Genomic DNA, 16,857 nt, shown 5'->3' on the forward strand with positions numbered 1-16,857 from the left:
TAGAAAGCCTTGTGTGCGATTTAAAAATTAATCAACGCTAACGATTCTCTTAATCTTGTTGCGCAATATGATTAACGGTCTCTACAATTTTGGATATTACCGCTTCTGGTGCGTCCCCAGGGATGTTATGCGTGGCATCTTTCACGACGATGTGTTCAGAGTTGCGAGAAAGCTTCGCGATACTTTTTTGCATCTCAGCCCATTTATCACCGACGTTGTAAAAACGCGGAGCCGCTTTGTAGGCTTCTCGGTCATGGCTCATTACCACCAATTTTAAGTCACCGAAGTCATAGTTGAAGTCAGCTAACGGCGTGAAGAAACCGCCTTCACTTCGGTAAGCTGCCATCACATTAGCGTATCGAAAACTGGAATAGTACTGGCTTAGCCGTTCAGCCAATGGCGAGTCATAGTGCTTAAATAGGTTCTTGATATCTGATATTCCAAGAATGGGGTCAGCATAATGCCAAGCTTGTACATGAGACGCGATGGGTGAGAAAGTACCGCGCAGTATTTCGTGTTGATTCTCGTGGGCGGAATCTAACAATATTAGTGCCGCTAAATTAATGCCGCCTTTTGCCGCCGTGTGTCTGGCGATAATACCGCCGTATGACCTCGCCACGATAATAACAGGGCTGTCTCCTGCTACATGTTGAATGAGAGAGGCTTGAAGTTCGGCTTTATCTTCCCGAGTAAAATCTGAAGGAATATTGTCACTGCCACCATGGCCCAATCGATCGTAAAAACACGACGTGAATGTTTTTGGTAACTGTTCGGAAATTGAAGCCCAGACCTCTTCTGAGTCATCGCCATAACCCGACTCAAAGAACACATAAGGTTCACCGTTGCCTTTGCAGACATATCTCACTTGTTTGCCATTAAAGGAAAAATAGTCTCCGAGTAGTGGAATTGGCTGATGCACAAAGTAAGCGACAATACGCAATAGCAAATAACACGCTATCACTGCCAAAGTGACGACGGCTAATTTATTGGAGGGCAGTCGCTTAAGAGAAAAGGCCATATTAATCCATTAATTTTTATATAGTTATTCGATTATTGAATCAGAAAAGCAAGTCAGCTGCAATCTTGGTTACGGATTAAGGTAACCCCTTTTTATGCCTGTAGACTGGAGTTACATATTATCGATACGCGCACCTTGTACGCATAGAAATAACCAGAGTTATAGTTTCGCAAGTTTAAAAAACAAAAGTGACAATGTGTCGACTTGCCCTTATCCTTCCCTAAATTGGAACGCTAGACAGTACAGCAAGGAAGTTTCATGACTTTTTCTATTATTGGCCTTTTCTTACTATTGCTTTGGGCCATCCCTGTTATCGCCATTGTCGCCTCGAGTAAAACTCAAGGTGGTGAGAAATTCGTGTGGATTCTGGCCGTGATATTCATATCTTGGTTTGCTTGGATATTCTACTTGCTACTGGCGCCATTGAAGCCAAAGGGCAATGCGTAGCATGTGACAATTTGGCGTGTTATATGCCGAGCCACCCTCGCGGTTATGTTGGAAAATCAGAACGATGCGGAGTTAGCTCGGCATTCAATCCGACTGACTCAGTTAGAGTTGTCTACTCCCTTTTGGTGTTGAACAATAAATTTTAAATTGTGCGCAACCTTTTATGATTGTTACGCGACTAACGTTGCGAAGACGATTACAACTCGCGTTATTAACATAAAAGGGAAGCTTCATGGCGTTATTCAAACAAGGGATTAAATTGGCTGTTCTCGCGCTTTTTCTTCAACAGAGCGCATTGGCAAGAGCCGAATCTCCCGCAGTACTGACCGATATACAAACCGCACGGCTGAATCAGCTGGTTGACAATGCCAACAGTGAGCACGGCATTGTTGGTCATACTGTCATGGTCCTCGTAAACGGTAAACTTGCCTATTCACGGAGCCAAGGTTTGGTTTCGGTGGATTCACAAAGCCGCGTGACAAACAATACAATTTACCCCATCTATTCAGTTACCAAGCTGTATGTATCGGCTATGCTTTTACGCCTCATTGAGCAGGGTAAATTAGAGGCTTCGCAGCCTGTTTCTCATTATCTGGATGATTTGCCTGATAATTGGAGAAGTATCAAAGTGTCATCATTGATGGCGCATTCTTCTGGTTTGCCCGAATTTTTCGATCTTTCGCAAAAAACCAGTGAAGACCCTAAAGCAATTATTCGCTCGTTAAGAGACAAGCCATTTGCTTTTCAAACCAACACAAACATTCGATACAATCAAACGAACTTCTTGCTATTGAAGCTCATCATCGAAAAGTTCTATGGCAAATCATTAATCGATGTGATCGATAGTGAAATCATTAAGCCCTATTCGTTGAATCACACGGTATACGGCGGTGGTAACGTCACTGTGCCGGGCCGTTCTACTCATTATTACATTCGTGATAAAGGTGAAATCAGCGACTTTGGTGTGTGGCCGTTTGCAACGACTATGTATGCGGCAACGGGTTTGAATACATCGGGAGTTGATATTGCCAGATGGTTTGAAGTGCTAGTTTCCGGCGAATTTGTCAAACCACAAACACTGCTAAGTGCATGGCAACCCTTTAAATTAACAACAGGCCGAACAGCCACTTATTCTCATGGCTGGCAAGTTCAGGCAGAGTCCCAAGCGACAGCAGTCGGCCATTACGGTGGTAATATCATTAATGCGCGGCATTTCTATATCAACGATAATCCTTCTCAAAGCGTCACTGTATTACACTTAACCAATGGTGGCTTCCATCCGTCGTTTAACGCTTTTGAGTTTTCTTATGCACTGGCAAATACCGTTAATGCAGAGATAAAGATGGACTCAGTAGAGTTAGCACAACGTTTGTTGTCGCAGGCAGAAAACAACCAATTTGAACAGATGGCACAGAGCTATTTCGCCTTTAGACAGCATCCGAATACTCAACAGATACCCACGGAAAACCTGATTAACAATTTGGGTTATCAATTGCTCGACACCATTCCTGTGGCGGCGCTCAAATTATTCGAACTCAACACCATGAGTTACCCAGAGTCGGCAAATGCCTATGACAGCTATGCTGAAGCGCTTTATCACGTCGGTGAGTACAGCAAATCCAAAGCCAACTATCAAAAAGCGTTGGATTTAGATTCCTCTTATCAGCACATCCCAGATCGCATTCGAGAAATTGACGCGAAACAGTAGCCAGTGGATTAGTCGCTCAGCCTCTCTAACCAATGGGCTGGGCTCACCATCTTCCACCAGGGAAGGTTTTTTCAGGCATTTGGGTAAAGTCATCACGCATTATGTTCTCCATGATCTGTTTACCTGCTTCGTCTGCTGGTATCAGTACGTTAACAGGGAGGCCAAATACGGTCTGGTAGGTAATGCGATTTGACAGAATAATAATGGTGATGTGTTGTTCTGGGTAGATCGCCAAATAGGCGTTACCACCAAGCCCTCCGCCGTCATGCCAGAATTGTTTGCCGTATTCAGAATCCTTAACTACCCACCCGTAGCCGTAGCCATCAGCATTGCTATTAAACATTTTTTCTCTAGTGACTGCGCTAAAAAAGTCATCAGTAATCGCTTCTGTCCACTTTAACAAGTTGTCTGTTGTGGAGAGGAGCCCACCATTTCCTAGAGTATTACCATACAAGTATGAAGCGTTTAGAGAAGCATAATCTGTCTTTGTGCTATTCATATAACCGGTATAGTACAAGTGCGCTGACAAATGTTGATCGCCGTAAAAACCCGATGAATCCATACTTAGTGGTGAAAAAACAGCGGCTCTAACGTAAGAGTGATAACTTTGGTTAGTGGCACTTTCTATGATTAAGGCCAATGTGGCATATCCCGCATTAGAATATTCATATCTTTCACCCGGTTTGGCCACTAACTCACTGCTTAATATTTTCTCTAGAGCTTGTGATTTAGTCAGTGTATCCAAATCGTCCGCAAAATCAGAGGGAAGTCCAGAGGTGTGCGTGAGCAATTGATGAATCGTAATGTCGGTTTTGTCAGCGGGAACGTTTGGAAAAAAATCGACAATGGTTTGTTGTGTATCCAATACATTTTCCTCAACTAACTTTAAAATCGCCGTTGCGGTAAATGGCTTGGTTATGGAACCAATATCTAAGACAGTTTGAGGTACCATGGGCAACTGCTTTTCATCCGAAGCACTGCCGTAACCTTTATTGATTAACACTTTTCCCTCTTTAGAAATTAGTACAACACCGTGAAAGTCTTTTTCTTCCTTTAAATAGGTAAAATATTCATCAACCTTGCCCGCTAATGGCAAATTCTTGTTAGGAACATAACGGCTTCCGCAAGCCGTAAGTAAGAGTAAAGAGAAAGAAACTAAATACAAATTTTTGTCAATTTTCATGTTTTTCTGTCTGTTAAGTGCTCGTTAACTAAGCTGCCGGAAATGCCCTACAACTTCCCTTATTGGAACCTTGGTTGCTGTAACTTCAAAGCGACTAAACAAAATTTTATCTATTGAATAATCGAAAGAGCCAACGCATTTCGATGTTGTTTTTATTTCGTAGTGAAATGACAACAGCGCTGACTTCATCTTGGGAACATGAGATGTTCGCCAAAAACACTTTCTTTTGTGTCAACTCGCTTGGGGTACTAAAAAGTACAATGAATTAGCAATTAAAATGCCAGTGGTGAGTATTATTTAAATATCTGATTTTATTGGTTTTAAGTGGGGCTTTCGTTACTTGGTATGCAAATGCTTCGTTGAAAAAAATCAAATGTTAGTCTATTTGACCACACCAATACACTATTACGGCAGGCTCCGTTGAATCACAATGTGGTAATTATTACCACATTGTGATTTCTCACCTAAGGGAGGACAGAGGAGGTGAGAAGTGGCAAGCGTTAAAAGTAGGCTGGCTCAATGGCAGGTTTAGGCCAGCCTCTACAGTATTTTATTTAGTAGTGTGGTGTGTTTATTGGATGAACGCTTTTGGGCGAACCACGTGTAAGTCTAATTGGGTAACACCGCGATTGAGTAATGACACTATGTTTTTGTATCTTGGCATGGCTCTTAGTCTTGCCAAAGCGTTTGCATCTGGCCATTCAACAAAGGTAATTTGGTCTGGTGCGGGGGTATTTGGGTGGTCTGCTTCAATTTTGGGGTAGCGGATTTTAAACATAAATCGCGCACCAATTTCCTCCAATAGGGGCTCCACGTTACTTAAGTACTCAAAATAATCGTTAGGATTGTCGGTATTTACCCAAGCAAAAGCGACAGTGTAGGTTTTGTCTGCGGAGAACGTCATGTTTTTGGGGCGGTCGACTTCGCCATTGTATAAACGGATATCTTGCCATGCGACGCTTCGGTCTCTTTTCAATTTAGGCCATTGAGGCTCTTGCTCGAATTGGTCGATAGCCATTGGTGATGGCCAAGACCCAACAATCAATGTTGGTGGCTTGAAGTCGCCCAAGATTGTTTTTTCAATGATCAGCTGCCCGTGATTCTTAAAACCATATTGTTCTGCTAAAGGGATCGCATCGCGATAATATTGCTTTCTCAGTGCCAGAGTCTCGGGCAATGAAACCGGTGCAATGAGTTGGACGACTTGTCCTGGTTCAATATCAACCGCCCATTGCTGAGTACTTGCTAACGCATTGAATGAAAAGGTCGATAGCAATGCGGTGTTTATTAATAATTTTATATTAAACATGGGTTTAAAGTTGTTTTTGAAAGATCTTGAGAACATGGGCTAGAGTCCTGTTTGTATGTTTAATAGCACTTTATCTAGCCTTAAAAGTGGATGCGAGGGTTGTTTTTTATTCATAGTGGTGCAAAATCGTTCCAATGGAAGATTGGAATGACTACTTATTGATTCTTGCCTTACATCGCACAGGTACATTACGCGGTGCAGCAATGACATTGGCCACTACTCATACGACAGTGGCAAGGCGCTTAGAGCAACTGCATCGGCGGCATAAAGGCCATGTCTTTGAAAAGAGCGTTGGCGGTTATCACATCACACCGTTTGGTGAACCCATGCTTGCTACTGCTAGGCGCATGGAGCAAGTCGTGATGAGTGCGGAGCGTTTTTCATCAGATACCGATGACGCCATGGCTGGGCCAGTGACACTCTCAATTGGTGAGCCTATGGCTCAGTATTTACTTCATGACGAATTGTTTGCTTTTACCAAGCGCTATCCTCGAGTTCAGTTGAATATCAATAGTTCGACCCAATTTGCCGATCTAGACAAATCGGAAGCGGATGTGGTGATTCGAGCAGCGCGAAAACTACCTGAACATTTAGTGGGGCACCGTTTGTTTCCCTACAGTTTGTGCTATTACGCGAATCGGCAATATTTGGAGTCGACGCCCCGTGATGCGTTGCGTTGGATAGCGCCCTCACAATCCGAGCAATGGCCCGATTTAGTTGAAGGCTCTGCCTATCCAGATGTCCCTATCGGTATTACCATTGATGATATTGTCACTCGTTTTATCGCGCTGAAACGCGGCCATGGATTGGGGCGTACCGCGTGTTTTCTCGGAGATGATTGTGCTGACCTCGTCAGGCTTCCCAACGCGTCACCCACTCCCCAAGTCGATATCTGGGTACTGACACACCCTGATTTAAAAGATACGATCAGAGTGAAAGTATTGATGCAATATTTGACTCAAGCTCTGCGTGATAAACGCGCATTGATACAAGGCGAGCTGCCGCTGTAGCGAATAATTGTGAAGTTATCGGTTGCTATTATTGGTTGCTTTGGGGGGCAAACATGGCTCTATAAGCTTTTGGCGCGACTTGGAATCGCCTTTCAAAAGCTCGCCTGAACACGTCGTCATGCTGGTACCCGCAGGCTTCGCTGACTCGGCTTATTGGCCAAGGCTTTTCTACTAGCAGTTGTCTGGCATAGTCTAGCCTCAACGACTCTACATAGCGCCCGGGTGACTGGCCCATTTGCTCTTTGAAGCGCCTGCAAAAATTTCGTTCACTCATTTGTGCCTGTTCGGCCAACTGGCTGACACTCAAATCTTGTTGTAAGTTAGCCATTACCCAGCCATGCAACGAAGCGAATTGGCTATCTGCTTTGATCTGGTATTTTAGAGGTAGGGAAAATTGAGCTTGGTGGCCAGAGCGGCGGTAGTGAACCACCAAGTAACGTGCAACTTTGGCGGCGATGTCAGCGCCGAGATCATCTTCTATCAATTTCAGGGTTAAATCGATTCCTGATGTAATACCCGCAGACGTCGCAATGTGGCCATTGTCGACATACAATTCGTCGGCGAGTAGCATTACTTTTGGAAACCGTTGAGCAAAATCGTCGATATGCGCCCAATGGGTTGTTGCGCGATAGCCGTCAAGCAACCCTGCCGCGGCTAATACGTAAGCTCCGGTACAAACGCTGACGATACGTTTAATTTCGGGTTGAACCGATTGCAGCCAAGGGCATAACCAGGATAGCACCTGCTTGTCTCTAGAGCCTGAACCGCCGGGTACAATGAGAATATCGACAGGGCCAATGTCATTAATCGATTTGTCTGCGACTAGTGGCAGCCCCGATTCGGTTTTCACTTGGCCTTTTTGATGACTAACAAACCGCATTTCATAAGCGGGCCCTGCAACTTCTGATACCGTATGAAAAGCCTCTAAAGGGCCCACCAAGTCCAGTGCATTCACATTGTCGTAAAGTACAAAACCCACTTTTTGCTTAATCATAGCGAGACGTTCAACTCTCTTTTTTCACAGTAACTTGCAGTTTGAAGGTATCTGCGAGATCTGTTTCTACAATCGTTAATTGATGATTCCAGTTTAAGTTTTTGCCGAGCCCTTGCCAATTTAATTGGTTGGTTAGGTCGGTTTCTGTCATGCGCCAGTCGTCATGTACACTCATCGCTTTTTGGTAGGCTGCAATGAGGTTTTTAATAGGGATATCGGTAGTTACTTGATAAGTCGTTTGCCAGAATGCTTCGTCACCAAATGAACTCGTTCGATTAAAATTCACGCCTTCAGGCCAGTCATATTGGTTGTCAGGAAATTGCTTGTCTGCCATTAGAGCTCTAACAAAGCCGCCATCAGGGTCCCAATCATATTCAATATGCAAGGCAATGGTTTTGGCGCGATCTAATCCCAACACTTTGCCGACTAAATGTAGCGAGGCGTCTATGCCTGATGACAAACCGGCTGAGGTAATGATTTGGCCGTTATCGACAAAGCGTTTTTTGGGTTGTACGTCAATTTGAGGGTAGTCGTTTTTAAGCCAATTAATAGACCGATGAAAAGTGGTGGCCCCTTTACCGTCAAGTAACCCCGCTTCCGCTAATATATGCGAGCCAGTACACACTGACAAAATGTGAGCGGCTGTTTTTTGCTGGCTGTTCAACCATTTTTGGATGTCACTATCCTGCATCGCATCGTGCACATTGCCTCCGGGTACGATAACTGCGTCGACTGCAGGCATCGTTGCGAAGCTGTGGCTCGGTGTTACATTTAGCCCCATTACCGTTTCAACGGGTTCACCGTCCTTTGAAACCGTAATGACCTCGAATCTGGCCTGCCCAAATACTTCGTATGGTCCTGCGAAATCGATAATCTGCACATTATCAAACATCAGGATCGCAACTTTGAATTTATCCTGAGCCGCAGCATTAAGGCTTAACACCAAGCCCAGCCAAAGGGTCATGATTTTGCAACAACGTCCAAGTGTGGTCATGAAAGTTTTCCTCAGTAAATGACTAAACACATGGATAGGTTACGAGCATTGAATGAATGGCAAAATGACACATATCCGATGATATCTGTCATTTTTGCCAGTAAATAGTGAAGCGCGGTTAGAGAGTACTACCTCGTCTTGGAATAATGCCTATCGCTTTTTGCCTCTCAACCAAAAAGCGAGTAAACAAAAGACTAGCCAGCCAATAGCGCCTATGGCCATTGGCGTTACTGCAGATGCTATGGCTCTATCCGTGAAGACAAAGTCTGGTTTACCACTTTGCCAAAGTACCCACTCATAGCCTATCTCAGACGCTAAGCTCGTATGCCCAGACACTAAAGCAATGAAGCCATCCCCTGTCTCTGGATTAATCCTCACACTGGTGTTGATTGCAGGATCGTTGCTACCATCATGGCCTATCACATAGCGCCCTTCGTTTAACGGCACATACAACATTGCACCTGGCCCCCAAATTGGCGCACCCATCGCCATCCCCATTGGTTGACTCAGTTGTTCAATTATACTTGGCTGCGTTAGCAAAGATTGAATCAACGCCACTAAATCAGCTGCTGTCGTATTCATTGCCGTTGCTGCAGAAGAGGCATATTGAAACGATGGTGATAGTTGTCCATTGATGTCGTAAGACAGAGAATAATCATCTGACTTTTCGATGTAGTTAAAGTTTGTTCGTATCATACCCCTTGGGCGCAGCACGTTTTTGCTAACCCAGGACTCGTAACTGTCTCCAGTGACCTCCTCTACGAGCAATTCGAGTAACAAGTAGCTACCACCGGAATATTTGAAGGCGGTTCCAGGTGTTTGCCCGACCACTATCTGCTTATCTCCGCTAGCGCTGCGAGGTTGTGCTAGTGACTCGGTAATACTGGGTAGCGTCTCGTGCGCCGTATAGTCGCCAAAGCCCAAGCCATCAGTTAGTCCAGCCGTGTGGCTTAGCAGTCTTGCAATCGTCACCTGCTCGTGATCGTATGCACTGTCAGGTAGTTGCCAGCTCGATACGTGTTTTTCGATACTATCATTAAGTGATATATGACCTTGCTCCGCCAACGTATGTATGGCAACGGCAGCAACTAACTTGCTCATAGATGCTGCTGGAAACAACGTATTTTCGGTGACCTCAAATGATATGTCGTCGCCAGCAGTTGAGGCTGTTTTGAAGTAACGTTGTGCAATTTTGCCTTGCTCAACAAGTATTAAAGCGCCATTTCCTTTCAGCTTCTCGTCCATAGTTTGCTTGGCAAACTGGATAAAAGCTTGTGAATCATTTGGGACAGAGACAGGCGTCATCCACATGCCTTCAAATGCCATGAAAAAGGCGAACCCCACCCACGCTACTGCGGGCACGATCATTACTGCTATCTTTGAAATTAACTTTAACTTTGCCATACCTTTGCTCCTCATTGATGTCACCGAGCCATAAAGGTAAACGGCAAATTGGGTAAAATGATCGGTTGATTCTTGAACTGCTCCGCTGCGACGTGAACAGCTCTATCATGTTGTCGAATCACTGATATGATGTAAGTTCATCAATCATGGGGAATACGAGATTTTGATTCGATACGGTTTGGCGATATGGATTTGTCTTTTCGTGGCCAGTATATCAACGGCTGTTGATGCAGCCGCATTGGCATCTATCGAGAAACTCTCCTATCGAGGTGTGATCGCTGACGGAGGTAGCACACGTAACTACACCGCCTGGCAAGTTGTCGACTCGAACCAATCTATCCCACAAAAATACAAACAATATCAGCTCAAAGGCGAAATGGTTTTAGTGGAATCTACCCCTCAGCCGCTTGGCCTATTTATTAATGTTTTGGGTAGCTATCGAGTTGAGTGGGATGGCGAGTTTATTGGTGAAAATGGGCAAATAGGGCAGACTGAAGAAAGTGAAATAGCGGGTCAGATCGACAGTGTATTTCTTGTACCTTCGCACCTTGCAACGAGAGGTAGTCATACAGTGGTGTTGACCATCTCTCGGCAACACATGGCGGTATCGGATTCATCGTCATTCATTTGGATGTTTGCAACCGACTACGAAACCTTGTCAGGTATTAGTGTCAAACGGGCGCTAGTTCCAATGGTGATGAGTGGTGCTACTCTACTCATCTTCATTTATTTAAGTTATTTGTATTTTTCACTCAGTAAGGCGCCAGTTTACCTGTTATACAGTGCACTGTATTCGCTGTGCTTGTTGTTGCTCATGACCGCCGAGTCTTGGCGAGGTTTAGTGGGATACCCATACTATTGGCACGAATGGCGTCTGGCTATCGTAACGCTACTGACACTATTGACTTCACTCGTGTTGCTGCAATTCATTTTGAATTTTTTTCGCTACACCAAAACGTTTCAATTTGCCTGTACTGCGCTGTTCTTGGTGTGCGCCGTTGTCGCATTGGCAACCGTTGCCTCTAGCGATATCCAGAGTTTATTGTTTGTCTTCACGGGAGCAGGCATTAGCTTGGTGGTATCACTTGTAGCATGCTCACAGAGAAAGCCTTACGCTAAGTTGTTACTATTAGTTTTGGTCATCTTCCTTGCTCCTGCGTCTCTCGGGCTCTTAGACTTTACCGACCGATATTTCTTTGTGTCGTCTGGCGTGCTGCTGGCATTTGTATTGTATGTTCAAGGTCGCTCTCTCAAAGATCACGAGAGGCAATTGGCGAAAAGTGAATTAACAAAGACGCGGCTAGAATTAGAGCTAGTGAAGCGAAATATTCAGCCTCATTTCATTTTAAACACCCTGACGGCTGTAGAAGAATGGATTGAAGAATCGCCTTCCGAATCGATAAAATTTATTCATGCACTGGCACAAGAGTTTCGTCATATAGCACAGCTGTCTCAACGCTCCTTTATTTCACTATCGGAGGAAATTGCGCTTTGCGAAAGCCATATGGCGGTGATGGAATACCGCACTGCTAACCAATTTGTCTTGCACAAAGACATCCTTGATAGCAATGTTCAAATACCGCCGGGCATAGTGCTAACTCTTGTAGAAAACGGGATTTCACACTTTCCTAGCCACAACAAGCATTGCGAATTTGCTATTTGCCAGCGATTTCAAAGCGGAAAAATTGACATTACGTTTACTGCGGTTGGAAATCAAACCACCATGAAACCTCAAAGTTCTGCACTTGGGACTGGTATGGGTAATCAGTATATCTTTGCTCGAATGAATGAGGCTTATCAAGACGACTGGCATCATAGTATCGCTCAGAATGAAGAAAGCTGGAGTTTCACGGTTAGCTTTCCCTCAACAAAAAATGACGGGAGCGGCCATGATTAATGTCGCCATAGTTGAAGACGAATTCATGATTGCGAAACGCCTAAAACGCTTCGTTGAGACCAGTTTAAACGAGCGGGGGCCTGTCACTATTCGGGTATTTCATCAGCTTGATGATGCATCGGACTATTTGTCAGAGCATCAGATAGACATACTATTTTTAGACCTTAACTTGAATGGTCGAGATGGCTTCGAACTACTTAAGAGTCAACTCTGTAAGGGGTTTCAAACGGTTGTTGTATCAGCCAACGCCGACCGCGCTATAGAAGCGTATGACTTGGGCGTGTTGGATTTCGTTGCTAAGCCTTTTACCCAACAGCGAGTACAAACCGCTTGCGAACGTTTGTTTAGTGCTGAACGTTTGGGGCAGTGCAAATACCTCACCTATCACTCTGGCAAGCAGCTTAAAATGATGCCCATTGATGGTATTGAGTTTATTGCCGCGGATGGTCACTACTGTCAGGTCTTTAGCAATAGCCTTGAAAGCGTGCTTCATGAGAAAAACCTCGATGGGCTGTTGAAAGTGTTACCTTCTCGCTTTTTCCGTATTCATCGTTCCTATGCCATCAATCTTGAACGTTTGGTAAGCCTGACCGCCAGCTCAGGCTCAAAGTACACAGTGACATTACAATCGGGGGAAGTCCTACCGGTAGGTAGGACCCGAGTCGATGAATTGCGCAAAGTGATGCAATCAGGTTGAGTTCTCTGCCTAAACATACCTTGTTGCAGAACCTATCTATACAGCATTCGCTTCTGGATTTTGGTAGTAGCAGGCCAAAAAATTTCGCTTCAGTTGATTATTACTGTGCTGCAAACTCAAGAATGGCAATCGATGTTTCCAAATATTGGTCAATAGCGATGAGCAATCCATAGCGACCCTTTAACTCTCGTATGTGCCGTTTGACATACAAAGGGCCTCCCTTAAAGCTCTCATCAAACTCCATTGTAATGTTGAAGGTTTTTACCCGAGTAAGCAGGTTTGGTTTAAAGGAGTCGGCTGCAAAAATTCGCATACTGGATAAGCGCGCCGTTGTTTTAGAAACGTTTACGAGGGTTGTGAGGTTGGATTGGAGCGATGCGTTGGCATCGCTAATATCAGTCTCACTCACGGAACCACTGTCACTACTGGCGGCAATGGGGGGAGCGATTTCAAATGTGTAGTGCGTATCATTTTCGGCCACGAACTTGGCCGTTTCAAACGCCGCTGTTGAAAAGTTAACGAAGAGCTCAAAATCCAAATCGACCCCTTGTTCTGATGCCATAGTTCCCGATGTTGCAATAGGTTGAGTACTTAAGATGCCAGAATTGCTCTGCTGAATGTGCCAAGTCTTGTAATTGCCAAGACGGTCGGTTTCCTGCTTTTGATAATGTAATAGGTAAGCAGAATCCAACGCTACCCTTCGGGCTTTTAGGTCTTTCAATGCCCTATCTAATGTCGACCATATTAATGGGTTATCTGGCTCGTCAGCGCCAAAAACAAAAGGCGAGCAGCACAGCACAGAGAGGTAAAGTACCTTCTTAAGCAAGCTCAGCATGACTTTGCTCCTTTGTATTGTTGCCAATATTCGAGATAAACATGGATTTCGCAATGCCCAAATAACCGGGTATTACTGCTATGACAAACATTAGTACAAGCAGTACGATTAATGTGCTTTGCTCCATCGGTTGCGGCGCGAATTCGATGGCGAAATAGTTATCGATGTTGGCCATTGCATTGATAAAGCCATGTACAATCACGCTTGGCCAAATACTGCGTCCATAAATCACTGCGCCTGCAAAACCAAAGCCCATAAATGTTGCCCAAATCACCTGAGCGAAGACTTCAATTGAAAAACCGTTGAGTAGATTGAGCAGATGAACTAGACCAAAAATAAGCGCCTGAGTAACCGCTGCTTTAAACACTCCGGCTCGTGTTGTCCCCCAAGCTTTTAATAACAAGCAAAACACAATTGCTCTCATCATGGTTTCTTCAAATACGCCAGTGCTCAAATTATCAAAAAACCAAAACATCATGGTTGAATAGCTGAAAACCAACCCGTCCCAATTTGTATTCAGCAGGTTAATAAATCCAACAATGGAAAGGCTTAGCGGTATGGCGAACCAGTATTTAGGCCATTCGCCTGGTTTAGTGGAAACGAAAGCATCCTTTTCCCATCGTAGTTTTATCAACGCAAAGACGACGATTCCGCCCGATAGCAGGCGTAGTATTGTTGTGATGTACGGACTCTCAAAATCAGGGGAGAGGAACCGCGATAAAATCGCGCCAAACTGTGAAAAAAAGATAAGCGTAAAGACAATTCCGACACTGTATTTTACGGGATGACGAGTTAAATGATTTGCTAGGTTGTGCATTGTGATACCTCAAAAATGAATCACCCTGAGCATGCTATGGCGGCAAAGAATTACTACTGAATTACTCTGAAATCTTCTGAAATTTGGTGTTGAACATCTTAAATTTATGAAATGTAACACTTTTTTGTTTTTTCAGTGATTTGGCTTATTGGTATAATCCTCTAGCCCAGAAGCTTATAGTTGCGTAGACGTGTCTCATTACTACATCACCGCCAATACGAAAATCGATCCTATAAAAAGCACAGTGTCGAAGAACGACATAGCGGTATCCGTTCGTCCGAAGACAATGCAACTTCTACTCTTATTGATAGAGGCGAATGCAGAGCTTGTGTCCAAAGAGGTGATACTGGCGACGATTTGGGATGATGTCTTAGTTGATGATCAGGTAGTGTTTCAGTCTATTAAGGAGATTAGAAAGCTATTTGGTAATTCTGATGTTATCCGGAATGTCCCCCGTAAAGGGTATGCTTGGGCGGAAGCTGTCGAACGTATCGATGAGCCGAGCAAAGTGAAATCAAAGCGCTGGTTAGATTTTCCAAATGCTAAAGTTTGGGCAGGCTTTACCTTAATTGCACTGCTAGTTTTGGGCATTGTTTTTATAAACCCAAAACCATCAAGTAACGAAGCGTTGGCAGGCTCAATTGTTGTTTTGCCATTTCACAATACAGTCCAAGGTTCAGATCACAAATGGGTACGAGTAGGTGCAATGGACCAGCTTATACAGGGTTTGTACTCAACCAACGAAGCGGCAGTACTTCAAACTGACTATGTATTTGATGTTATGTCCAGAGCTAACATGCCAATGAGTCACTACGACTCTAGCCACATTCGTCAAGTCTTTCAGGTTTCTGGGGCGAACCTCATTATTGAGGGAACGCTAACGGGAGCCACCAGCGATTATCAGTTGCTTTACACTCTGTATTACCGAAATTCTTTAGAGAAAGGCAGTATTTCAAGCCCTGACGTTGACAGTGCAATAGCGCAACTCACAGCTATTGTAGGTAAACGTCTTGACCCTGACTTTGTCGTAGATAGCCAGCAATACACTAATTTGTTAGCCAATGAATTGCTTGTTAGTGCGATAGAACACAAGCAATTGGGTGAAAATGATCAAGCTATAAGTCTGATGGAAGCTGTCGTGACGACAGAGCCTACCAATATCCTTGCCCTACGTCTGTTAGGCCAAACGTTGATTGAGAATAATCGAGAGCTACTTAGAGCCGAACAACTTCTAGGGCAGGGTATTAAATTAGCTCAATCGGCATCGGATAAAAGAGAACTTGTACGACTTTACTTTTGGCAATCTGTGGGCTTGCTTCAACAAGGGAACATTACAGACGCAGTACTTCGTTTGGAAAAGGTAGATCAAATAGCCCATTCTATAAATGACTGGCTATACCTTGCTTATGCACAAGAGGTCAAAGGGCGAGTATTTCAGTATGAACGAGACTTTGATAGTGCAAATACGGCTTTCACTAAAGCGATGAACTATCATGAAGTGCTGCAGTGTCCACTTGGATATTCGAATGGTTTGATGAATTTATCTGAGTTAGCTTATTCGCAAAACCAAATCGATATTGCCAAAGCATATGCATCTGACGCACTTGATGTTGTTGAGCGGCGAGAGTTGAACCTAAAAAAGCCTCACGTCAAAGCGTGGCTCGAGAAACTTCAAGCACTATCACGTTGATAGCGCCAAAGCTATTCCTATCTTATGTTGGTTAGAGCAAAACGCCGAGCTATTAAAACAGCTTGTCGCTTTGTCCACCATAATATCTTTGCTTTCAGTTCTTAACACTGACAGTCGTTGTAATGTCTTCCTCTGCCAAAATTTTTTTAAAAGATCATAAAAATTAAGGGTTTAAAAATAAGTGTCGTACTGGTAACGTAAGCGTTACGTGAGCGTTTCGTAAAGGAATATGAGCACTTCTGTTAGCTTGAAATTGAGCCAGCGGGAGACTCATCAATGCAATTGAAGATCAATGCAAACAAACTAAAACAACTCAGAGAAAGTCGTTGTTGGTCCCAACAACAGCTCGCTGATTTGTCGGGTTTGAGTTTGAGAACAGTGCAAAGAATTGAAGCTAAATCGGTAGCCTCACAAGAAAGCATCAAATGCTTGGGCGCCGTGTTTGAAATCCAATTGAATGAACTGTTTGACGACGCCGCAGAGGTCGACGAAACAGCGAGCGTGTCTCCTGAACTTGCTACTGAAGCTAGCAGCGAACCTACAACACCGGTTGATCACCAAACCGAATCAGAAGCAACCGCGGTGGGCAAATCTGAACTTAAGCGCTTGTACACCGTGCTTAACGTTGTGATTGCATGCCATTTATTTGGTTTTGTAGGGATTTTCGCCGCCTATGGTCTGAACCAAATCGACGAACAGACTTTCAAATTATTGAAAAACTCGGTGTCGATTACTTTAGTAGTTTCTTCCGTATTGTGTGCCCTTAAACATAGGCACTTAAAGAAAAAATACGGCCTTGGCTCATCTTTGTTTTAACACTTGTATTAACTACTAAGCCGCGCGCAAAACTGCTG

15 protein-coding genes are annotated in these 16,857 nt (G+C 44.2%); 7 read left to right on the forward strand and 8 right to left on the reverse strand.

Going from position 1 to position 16,857, the window contains the following annotated elements; genetic code table 11:
- Nucleotides 1-49: 49 nt before the first annotated feature.
- The gene (locus AC27G9_RS15480; protein ID WP_487075375.1) at nucleotides 50-1,018 is read right to left on the reverse strand and encodes an alpha/beta fold hydrolase; all 969 of its coding nucleotides are present in this window, start codon (nucleotides 1,016-1,018) and stop codon (nucleotides 50-52) included.
- A gap of 258 nt (nucleotides 1,019-1,276) precedes the next feature.
- Here AC27G9_RS15480 and AC27G9_RS15485 point away from each other — a divergent pair, with 258 nt between their 5' ends.
- Both AC27G9_RS15485 and AC27G9_RS15490 read left to right on the forward strand, forming a co-directional pair.
- The gene (locus AC27G9_RS15485) at nucleotides 1,277-1,465 is read left to right on the forward strand and encodes a hypothetical protein (protein WP_487075376.1); all 189 of its coding nucleotides are present in this window, start codon (nucleotides 1,277-1,279) and stop codon (nucleotides 1,463-1,465) included.
- A 232-nt stretch (nucleotides 1,466-1,697) separates the two neighbouring features.
- Nucleotides 1,698-3,173 carry a serine hydrolase gene (locus tag AC27G9_RS15490; protein ID WP_487075377.1) on the forward strand — a complete coding sequence of 492 codons (1,476 nt, stop codon included), beginning with the start codon at nucleotides 1,698-1,700 and terminating at the stop codon, nucleotides 3,171-3,173.
- A gap of 43 nt (nucleotides 3,174-3,216) precedes the next feature.
- On the opposite strand, the gene AC27G9_RS15495 is transcribed toward AC27G9_RS15490, so the two are convergent.
- Nucleotides 3,217-4,356: a serine hydrolase domain-containing protein gene (locus tag AC27G9_RS15495; protein ID WP_487075378.1), complete on the reverse strand. Its 1,140-nt coding sequence runs from the start codon at nucleotides 4,354-4,356 to the stop codon at nucleotides 3,217-3,219.
- 571 nt (nucleotides 4,357-4,927) lie between these two features.
- Nucleotides 4,928-5,701, reverse strand: a complete 774-nt coding sequence (locus AC27G9_RS15500; protein ID WP_487075379.1) for a DUF1330 domain-containing protein — start codon at nucleotides 5,699-5,701, stop codon at nucleotides 4,928-4,930.
- Nucleotides 5,702-5,799: 98 nt separating this feature from the next.
- Here AC27G9_RS15500 and AC27G9_RS15505 point away from each other — a divergent pair, with 98 nt between their 5' ends.
- Nucleotides 5,800-6,675: a LysR family transcriptional regulator gene (locus AC27G9_RS15505; protein ID WP_487075380.1), complete on the forward strand. Its 876-nt coding sequence runs from the start codon at nucleotides 5,800-5,802 to the stop codon at nucleotides 6,673-6,675.
- Nucleotides 6,676-6,703: 28 nt separating this feature from the next.
- Here the strand turns inward: AC27G9_RS15505 and AC27G9_RS15510 are convergent, their stop codons facing one another.
- The 3 genes from AC27G9_RS15510 to AC27G9_RS15520 form a co-directional block, all read right to left on the reverse strand.
- Nucleotides 6,704-7,669: a GlxA family transcriptional regulator gene (locus tag AC27G9_RS15510; RefSeq protein WP_487075381.1), complete on the reverse strand. Its 966-nt coding sequence runs from the start codon at nucleotides 7,667-7,669 to the stop codon at nucleotides 6,704-6,706.
- A 10-nt stretch (nucleotides 7,670-7,679) separates the two neighbouring features.
- Nucleotides 7,680-8,663, reverse strand: a complete 984-nt coding sequence (locus AC27G9_RS15515) for a DJ-1/PfpI family protein (RefSeq protein WP_487075382.1) — start codon at nucleotides 8,661-8,663, stop codon at nucleotides 7,680-7,682.
- A 150-nt stretch (nucleotides 8,664-8,813) separates the two neighbouring features.
- Complete coding sequence (locus AC27G9_RS15520; protein ID WP_487075383.1) at nucleotides 8,814-10,067, reverse strand: serine hydrolase domain-containing protein; 1,254 nt, start codon at nucleotides 10,065-10,067, stop codon at nucleotides 8,814-8,816.
- A 202-nt stretch (nucleotides 10,068-10,269) separates the two neighbouring features.
- Here AC27G9_RS15520 and AC27G9_RS15525 point away from each other — a divergent pair, with 202 nt between their 5' ends.
- Complete coding sequence (locus tag AC27G9_RS15525; protein ID WP_487075384.1) at nucleotides 10,270-11,964, forward strand: sensor histidine kinase; 1,695 nt, start codon at nucleotides 10,270-10,272, stop codon at nucleotides 11,962-11,964.
- Nucleotides 11,957-12,661 (forward strand): LytR/AlgR family response regulator transcription factor, encoded by a 705-nt coding sequence (locus AC27G9_RS15530; protein WP_487075385.1) that lies wholly within the window; start codon nucleotides 11,957-11,959, stop codon nucleotides 12,659-12,661. The genes AC27G9_RS15525 and AC27G9_RS15530 overlap by 8 nt, the downstream gene beginning before the upstream one ends.
- Nucleotides 12,662-12,761: 100 nt before the next feature.
- Here AC27G9_RS15530 and AC27G9_RS15535 read toward each other — a convergent pair whose 3' ends face one another.
- Together AC27G9_RS15535 and AC27G9_RS15540 are read right to left on the reverse strand one after the other, a co-directional pair.
- Entirely contained in the window at nucleotides 12,762-13,496 is a 735-nt protein-coding gene (locus AC27G9_RS15535; protein ID WP_487075386.1) for a hypothetical protein, read from the reverse strand.
- On the reverse strand, nucleotides 13,480-14,313 hold the full coding sequence (locus AC27G9_RS15540) for a CPBP family intramembrane glutamic endopeptidase (RefSeq protein ID WP_487075387.1): 834 nt from the start codon (nucleotides 14,311-14,313) through the stop codon (nucleotides 13,480-13,482). Before AC27G9_RS15540 ends, AC27G9_RS15535 begins: the two co-directional genes overlap by 17 nt.
- 190 nt (nucleotides 14,314-14,503) lie before the next feature.
- Here AC27G9_RS15540 and AC27G9_RS15545 point away from each other — a divergent pair, with 190 nt between their 5' ends.
- Together AC27G9_RS15545 and AC27G9_RS15550 are read left to right on the forward strand one after the other, a co-directional pair.
- A complete protein-coding gene (locus AC27G9_RS15545; RefSeq protein ID WP_487075388.1) occupies nucleotides 14,504-16,003 on the forward strand; it encodes a winged helix-turn-helix domain-containing protein in 1,500 nt (499 codons plus the stop codon).
- A 276-nt stretch (nucleotides 16,004-16,279) separates the two neighbouring features.
- Nucleotides 16,280-16,819: a helix-turn-helix domain-containing protein gene (locus AC27G9_RS15550; protein WP_487075389.1), complete on the forward strand. Its 540-nt coding sequence runs from the start codon at nucleotides 16,280-16,282 to the stop codon at nucleotides 16,817-16,819.
- The last annotated feature ends 38 nt before the right edge of the window (nucleotides 16,820-16,857 follow it).

This window comes from Alteromonas sp. 5NS40-0096, assembly GCF_057544385.1.

Bases quoted from the DNA above. Each gene is read 5' to 3' on its own strand.
- AC27G9_RS15480 (WP_487075375.1), bottom strand. From the start codon at position 1,018: ATGGCCTTTTCTCTTAAGCGACTGCCCTCCAATAAATTAGCCGTCGTC.
- AC27G9_RS15485 (WP_487075376.1), top strand. From the start codon at position 1,277: ATGACTTTTTCTATTATTGGCCTTTTCTTACTATTGCTTTGGGCCATC.
- AC27G9_RS15490 (WP_487075377.1), top strand. From the start codon at position 1,698: ATGGCGTTATTCAAACAAGGGATTAAATTGGCTGTTCTCGCGCTTTTT.
- AC27G9_RS15495 (WP_487075378.1), bottom strand. From the start codon at position 4,356: ATGAAAATTGACAAAAATTTGTATTTAGTTTCTTTCTCTTTACTCTTA.
- AC27G9_RS15500 (WP_487075379.1), bottom strand. From the start codon at position 5,701: ATGTTCTCAAGATCTTTCAAAAACAACTTTAAACCCATGTTTAATATA.
- AC27G9_RS15505 (WP_487075380.1), top strand. From the start codon at position 5,800: ATGGAAGATTGGAATGACTACTTATTGATTCTTGCCTTACATCGCACA.
- AC27G9_RS15510 (WP_487075381.1), bottom strand. From the start codon at position 7,669: ATGATTAAGCAAAAAGTGGGTTTTGTACTTTACGACAATGTGAATGCA.
- AC27G9_RS15515 (WP_487075382.1), bottom strand. From the start codon at position 8,663: ATGACCACACTTGGACGTTGTTGCAAAATCATGACCCTTTGGCTGGGC.
- AC27G9_RS15520 (WP_487075383.1), bottom strand. From the start codon at position 10,067: ATGGCAAAGTTAAAGTTAATTTCAAAGATAGCAGTAATGATCGTGCCC.
- AC27G9_RS15530 (WP_487075385.1), top strand. From the start codon at position 11,957: ATGATTAATGTCGCCATAGTTGAAGACGAATTCATGATTGCGAAACGC.
- AC27G9_RS15535 (WP_487075386.1), bottom strand. From the start codon at position 13,496: ATGCTGAGCTTGCTTAAGAAGGTACTTTACCTCTCTGTGCTGTGCTGC.
- AC27G9_RS15540 (WP_487075387.1), bottom strand. From the start codon at position 14,313: ATGCACAACCTAGCAAATCATTTAACTCGTCATCCCGTAAAATACAGT.
- AC27G9_RS15550 (WP_487075389.1), top strand. From the start codon at position 16,280: ATGCAATTGAAGATCAATGCAAACAAACTAAAACAACTCAGAGAAAGT.